This is a genomic window from Planctobacterium sp. R6 (assembly GCF_055755215.1).
The window spans coordinates 23,761-30,564 of the sequence record NZ_JBVTQY010000048.1; the positions used below are offsets into that span (position 1 = coordinate 23,761).

5 protein-coding genes are annotated in these 6,804 nt (G+C 48.0%); 4 read left to right on the plus strand and 1 reads right to left on the minus strand.

All coding sequences use genetic code 11. The features are described 5' to 3' along the window. The first annotated feature begins 6 nt into the window (after positions 1 to 6). Together rpmA and cgtA are read left to right on the plus strand one after the other, a co-directional pair. Positions 7 to 264: a 50S ribosomal protein L27 gene (gene rpmA, locus AC0J20_RS20510; RefSeq protein WP_229528365.1), complete on the plus strand. Its 258-nt coding sequence runs from the start codon at positions 7 to 9 to the stop codon at positions 262 to 264. A gap of 132 nt (positions 265 to 396) precedes the next feature. Continuing rightward, a complete protein-coding gene (gene cgtA / locus AC0J20_RS20515; RefSeq protein WP_229528366.1) occupies positions 397 to 1,554 on the plus strand; it encodes an Obg family GTPase CgtA in 1,158 nt (385 codons plus the stop codon). 106 nt (positions 1,555 to 1,660) lie between these two features. Here cgtA and AC0J20_RS20520 read toward each other — a convergent pair whose 3' ends face one another. Further along, entirely contained in the window at positions 1,661 to 2,611 is a 951-nt protein-coding gene (locus AC0J20_RS20520; protein WP_473023152.1) for an AraC family transcriptional regulator, read from the minus strand. A gap of 418 nt (positions 2,612 to 3,029) precedes the next feature. On the opposite strand from AC0J20_RS20520, the gene AC0J20_RS20525 reads away from it, so the two are divergent. After that, positions 3,030 to 4,259, plus strand: a complete 1,230-nt coding sequence (locus tag AC0J20_RS20525; RefSeq protein WP_473023153.1) for an efflux RND transporter periplasmic adaptor subunit — start codon at positions 3,030 to 3,032, stop codon at positions 4,257 to 4,259. Positions 4,260 to 4,265: 6 nt separating this feature from the next. After that, positions 4,266 to 6,758: an efflux RND transporter permease subunit gene (locus tag AC0J20_RS20530; protein ID WP_473023154.1), complete on the plus strand. Its 2,493-nt coding sequence runs from the start codon at positions 4,266 to 4,268 to the stop codon at positions 6,756 to 6,758. Positions 6,759 to 6,804: the final 46 nt, after the last annotated feature.

Genomic DNA, 6,804 nt, shown 5'->3' on the forward strand with positions numbered 1-6,804 from the left:
CGACAAATGGCACACAAAAAGGCCGGTGGTAGTACTAAGAACGGTCGTGACTCAGAAAGCAAACGCTTAGGTGTTAAGCGTTTTGGTGGTGAGTCAGTTCTGGCTGGTAACATCATTGTTCGTCAACGTGGTACTAGATTCCACGCAGGTGACAACGTTGGTATTGGTAAAGACCACACATTATTCGCTTTATCAGACGGTAAAGTTCAGTTCGACGTTAAAGGTCCTAAGAACCGTAAATACGTGAACATCGTAGCTGCTTAATCGGCGCTTCGAATCGAATTGAAAAACCCCGCACAAGCGGGGTTTTTTTTGTTACAGTAGGTTCGAATTTGACCGCAGCGTTAGAATAAATTCTGACCTACAATTAGCTTTTTATTAATAGTTAGATTCCTCATGAAATTCGTAGATGAAGTTGAGATCCGTGTAGAAGCGGGAGATGGTGGTAACGGTATCGTTAGTTTCCGTCGTGAAAAATACATTCCTCGTGGTGGTCCCGATGGTGGTGACGGCGGTGATGGCGGCGATGTTTATTTGTTGGCCGACGAAAACCTCAATACATTGATCGACTATCAGTTCGAACGATTTCACCGAGCAGAGCGTGGTCAAAATGGACAGCGCACTGACTGCACCGGTAAACGCGGTTCAGATCTGACTGTCAATGTTCCCATCGGAACCCGTGTCACCGATAAAGACACCGGTGAAGTGTTGGGTGATCTGACCCAGAACGGGCAAAAGCTGATGGTGGCCAAAGGGGGCTTTCACGGATTGGGGAATGCCCGTTTTAAAAGCAGCGTTAACCGGGCGCCACGTCAAAAGTCCAATGGTACGCCGGGCGAGATCCGCAATCTTAAATTAGAATTGTTGCTATTAGCAGATGTTGGCCTGTTGGGTTTACCCAATGCCGGAAAGAGTACTTTCATTCGCAGCGTGTCTGCGGCCAAGCCCAAGGTAGCTGATTATCCCTTTACCACTTTGATCCCGAATCTGGGAGTGGTGCGTCAGGATGCCAGACGTAGCTTTGTTATTGCCGATATTCCCGGACTCATAGAAGGCGCTTCGGACGGTGCGGGATTGGGGATTCGCTTTCTTAAACACCTCGAGCGTTGCCGGGTATTATTGCACCTGATAGATTTGTTGCCGATGGATCAGTCTGATCCGCTGGAAAATGCCAAAACCATTATCGCAGAACTGGAAAAATACAGCCCTAAACTGGCTGAAAAGCCGCGCTGGATTGTGTTTAACAAGATTGATTTGATGTTGCCGGAAGAAGTGGAAGAAGAATGTCAGCGCATTCTGGAAGGCCTTGGCTGGCAAGAAAAACATTTCCAAATCTCTGCATTCCAGAAAATTGGTACCGATACCTTGTGTCACGATGTCATGAACATGCTGGAAACCCTACCGGTGGAAGACTTTAAAGAGGAAGAAGGGCAAACCGACTTTAAATGGGATACCCATGATGAACAGATCATGTCGGAATACGAAGATGACGACGACGATGATGACGACTGGGACGATGACGATTACGACGTCGAAGTGATCTACGAACGTTAAACCAAACCTTGTTCTAATCTCATTGATAATTTTTAGAACAGAGATTTGAGAACAGAGAGTGACAGGAATTGATTGCCCTGTTCACACAACCTGGTAACTCTCTGACTTAGTGATTTCGATAGCGGTGCAGATCTTTGCTGGGCGAGGCGCCAAATAGTCGGCTGTATTCACGGCTGAACTGCGACAGGCTGCTGTAACCCACCAGATGGCAGGCACTGCTCACATCTAAATGTCGGGTAATCATATAGTTGCGGGCTTCCTGCAAACGAAAATTCTTCTGAAACTGCAGCGGGCTCATTGCGGTAATACTTTTAAAATGGCTGTGAAAAGAAGACAGGCTCATACCTGCCATTTTAGCCAGATCTTCCACTTTTAAGGGACAAGCAAAGTTGTCTTTTATCCATGCGATAGCACGGGAAATCTTGTGTGCGTTGGAATCTGTCAATCCGATTTGTGCAATTTCAGGTCCGGCCGGGCTGCGTAATAGCCTTATCAGAATTTCATCCACTACCAAAGGTACCAGCAAATCTGCATCTTCCTGATGGATAATCAACTCAAGTATTCTGATTGCCGACTTAACGATACTGGGATTGCTGTCACCCAAATAGATTGCGCGTGTTTGTGCATTTTTAGCCAGACCATTGGGGAAAACCTTAAAGATTAAATCGGTCATGCGCTTGGGATCAATATGCACCACCAGACAAAGGTAGGGCTTTTCTACTGTCGCCTCGACAAATTTTACCCGGACGGGAACTTCCGCCGCGTACACCGCCATTTTCTTTGCACCATACTGGTAATCTTCCTGAGCCAGAGTCACGTTTTTGGTTCCCTGAGCAGCAATGCAGATACCCGGTTTACTCAGAGAGTGAATGCTGTCATTGCTGGTGGTTGAGCATTTTACAATGTGCACATCAGGCACCGATAAAGGAATGCTGCCGTCGTGCGGTGCGAAGCGGGACAGCAAGTTGGCCAGTTTATCCAGATCTTGCTGTTCAGGGCTGTAATCATCTTCGCCAACAACTGAAAGTGGGGAAATTTTGTGGTTTGCTACCGCCATAATCGGACCTCTGCCTTTATTTTAACCTATCGTTGCTAAACAAACCGCTTTCCGGGGGCATTTAATGCTTTCGGCATTGAGTTTATATAGTGTTGCAATGATAGTGCGATGTGTCGCCGGTGGCTTGCCTATAACTCTAATTGTTTTGCCTAATTTTAGCCAGATTGTCATGGGCAGTAACTGCGCTTATCTGAGAGTCCAATGGCCAAAGAACGGTTTATTTTGAAAAAAACCAATAAAAACATAACGATATCTTTTCTACAGAAAAGAGCGGGGAGAGTGAATTGTAGGAATGGAGCAGAAGCTTGTAGGATTGGGCAAGCTTGAGATTTATCTGATTCTATATAATGGACCTCTGTGAAAACGTCAATTGGCCATACCTGTCTGGTCAATAGGGTTTTAATCTGGAGGCTATTCGATGTTAAATACCTTTTACAATAGACAATCTGGCACCAGCAGGTTGCTTTTTCTGTCCACATTTGTGGTGGCATGTATTGTTGCTACTTTGCTCTTATGTAGTGCCTCGGTAAAGTCATCTACCGCTACTGCTGCCGTTCCCAAACAATTCACTGAAGTGGCGACAGCCACAATTAAGCAGCACCCTGTGCAGAGAGAAAAAGCGTTTCCGGGGCGCGTATCTGCCGCCCGACAGGCCGTAGTAAGACCTCAGGTGGATGGCATTATTACGCAACGATTTTTTGAAGGTGGCACTTATATCGAAAAAGGCCAGCAACTGTATCAGATAGACGATACCCGCTACCAGGCGGTACTGAATAGTCGCCTGGCGGATCTGGAAAGTGCTGAGGCCGATTTCCTGTTCACTTCTTCACGGGTGCAACGCTATAAAAACCTGATGGTTACCAATGCAGTCAGCAAAGAAGACTATGAAGATGTGAAGGCTAATTTTGCCCGGGCCAAAGCGGCCGTCAGTGTGGCCCAGGCAGCTGTGGATTTGGCGAAAGTGGATTTGGATTATACTAAGGTGTACGCGCCAATTTCAGGTTACATCAGTCGTTCTTTGGTGACTGAGGGAACGCTGGTCAGTGCCAATCAGGTACAGGAGCTGAGTGTTATCACTCAACTTGATCCCATTTACGTGGACTTACAGCACTCCGGCGCTGGCCTGGAAATTTTGGCGTTGGCTGAACGCATAGCGTCAAATAGTCTCTCGGTTAATCTGCAACTGGAAAGCCAGTCGAAACGCGTCAATTATGACCACGCCGGGCAACTCATCCTGTCAGAAGTTACCGTCGATGAATCTACCGGCGCCACCGCTTTGCGGGCGCTGGTCCCTAACCCTGAAGGTGTATTGCGTCCGGGTATGTTTGTACGGGCGCAAGTGCAATTGGATAGTCAAAACGCGTTGCTGGTGCCTCAGCGTGCGGCAACGCGCACCGCCACTGGTGAGCTGCAGGTCTGGACGGTTGATAAGGAACACAAAGCGCAGCGACAAACCATTGAAGTACAGTCTGCCTACCGGGACAGCTGGATTGTTCAGGCGGGACTTTCAGAAGGGCAGCAGATCATTATTGAAGGTTATCAGAAGGTCGTTGCGGGTGAACAGGTCAATACTGTACCGGCGAGTGGCGATATGCTGAGCAAGCAACCTGGCCCTGAAAATCAGTCAGTTGCAATGAATCAAAGGTAATTCAGTATGTCGCAGTTTTTTATCAATCGACCCGTATTTGCCTGGGTGATTGCCATCGTTATTATGCTGGCAGGGATACTCTCAATTCAGCAGTTACCTATTCAGCAATACCCCACGGTTGCACCTCCCACCGTTACCATCTCGGCAAACTATCCGGGGGCCTCAGCGCAAACAGTGGAAAACTCTATTACCCAGGTTATAGAGCAGCGTTTAACGGGTATTGATCATTTGCGCTATTTCAGCTCTAACAGTGCTGATGGCACTATGTCTATCACGCTGACCTTCGAACCCGAGGCGGACCCGGATTTAGCCCAGGTGCAAACCCAAAATAAGATTCAGGCGGCCATTTCGCAACTTCCGCAGGCTGCACAAAGCCAGGGGATTCGGGTGACCAAAACGAACAATAATTTTTTGTTAGTAGTGAGCATGTATTCGAAAAACGGAGAACTTAGCCAGGAAGATCTCGGTGATATTGCCGCATCGCAATTTTTAGATCCGCTATCGCGAATCAATGGGGTGGGTGATATCCGGCTGTTTGGCACGCCTTACGCCATGCGAATCTGGCTGAATCCGGATCAGTTGCTTAGTTACAGCCTGACACCACTGGATGTGCAACAGGCACTGGAAATGCAAAATACCGACATTTCTGCCGGGCAATTGGGCGGTATGCCGGCCATCACCACGCAACAGATAAACGCCACGATCACTGCGCAATCTATCTTACGTACAGTTCAGGACTTTGAGAATATTATCCTGCGTGTCAATCCCAACGGCTCTCAGGTGCGACTGAAAGACGTGGCCCGGGTTGAAAGAGGGGCTGAGACATACGACATGATCGTGCGCTACAAACGTCAGCCCGCCATTGGCATGGCTATTATGCAGGCCACCGGTACCAACGCCCTGGAAACTGCCAGAGCGGTCAAAAGCATGGTTGCTGAACTCTCTGCATCATTACCTGAAGGGGTTGAGATTGTATATCCCCGGGATTCCACGCCTTTTATTGAAGCCTCCATTGAGTCGGTTATTCACACCTTAATTGAAGCGGTTGTACTGGTGTTTTTCGTGATGCTGTTGTTTCTGCAAAATTTGCGGGCAACCTTGATCCCAACTATCGCTGTACCTGTGGTGTTACTCGGCACGTTTGCAGTGTTAAATGTACTTGGATTCAGTATTAATGTGCTTACCATGTTTGCCATGGTGCTGGCTATTGGACTGCTGGTGGATGACGCGATTGTGGTGGTTGAGAACGTCGAGCGGATCATGCAGGAAGAGGGATTGAGCGCGAAAGAGGCCACGAAAAAATCCATGACTCAAATCAGTAGTGCGCTCATTGGCATCACTGTGGTGTTGTCTACCGTGTTTGTTCCCATGGCCTTTTTTGATGGTTCAGCAGGAACCATTTATAAACAATTCTCCATTACCATTGTGGTAGCCATGGTGCTGTCAGTATTGGTGGCGATGATTTTATCCCCCTCTATGTGTGCCACATTTTTACAGCCCCACAATCCAGAAAGCACCGGGTTATTGAGTAAGCTGTTTACAAAATTTAATCAGCAATTTGATATAGGACGCGATCGCTATCAAACTATCGCCGTACTGATGGCAAAACGCAGTGTGCGGTTTTTCCTGCTTTATATCGTGCTGATCGGTGGGCTGCTGTTTGTGTTCAACAAATTGCCTACCTCCTTCATTCCCAATGAAGATCAGGGCACCATGTATATGACCATTACCACTCCGTCCGGCGCGACGGCAAACAGAACCCTGGAAACCGCAGTAAAAGTGGAAGACTATTTCCTCAGTGAATACGATGATCTGGTGGAGCATATGTTCACCGTTGTTGGCTTCAGCTTTGCAGGTTCTGCTCAAAATGCGGCACTGGGTTTTATCGGCTTAACGGACTGGGAGCAACGTCAGGAGGCAGACGAAAGTATATTTGCAATTACCGACCAATCCCGCAAGGATTTAAGTGCCATTAAAGATGCTTCTGTAATGACCTTTTTTCCACCCCCAATTCGGGAACTGGGCAATGCTTCTGGTTTCAGTTTCCAGTTAGTGGATGAATCAGGTCTGGGACACGAGGCGCTAATGGCAGCAAAAGACAATTTGTTGCGCATGGCATCTGAAAGTGCGCTGTTGGCCGGGGTCAGATCCAATGGTCTGGATGACGTGCCGCAATTCAGCATTGATATTGACAGTGAAAAGGCCTCAGCACTGGGCATCTCGCTGGGTGAGATTAACCGGACCTTGCAAATTGCCTGGGGCTCGACCTATGTTAACGACTTTGTGGATCGCGGCCGAATTAAGCGTGTCTACCTGCAGTCGGATGCTCAATATCGAATGATGCCTGAGGATCTGAGTCATTGGCATGTGCGCAATGCCAACGGTGAAATGGTGTCCTTTGAAGCCTTTTCCACGGCCTCCTGGAAAAATGGCTCTCCCAAACTGGAGCGCTTTAACGGCAACTCATCATCGGCGTTTTTCAAGGTAGTTGTCGCCTAAGCCGTTAAGCTGCTTCTTTTTTGCTCTCCGGATTAAGTTCCACAAC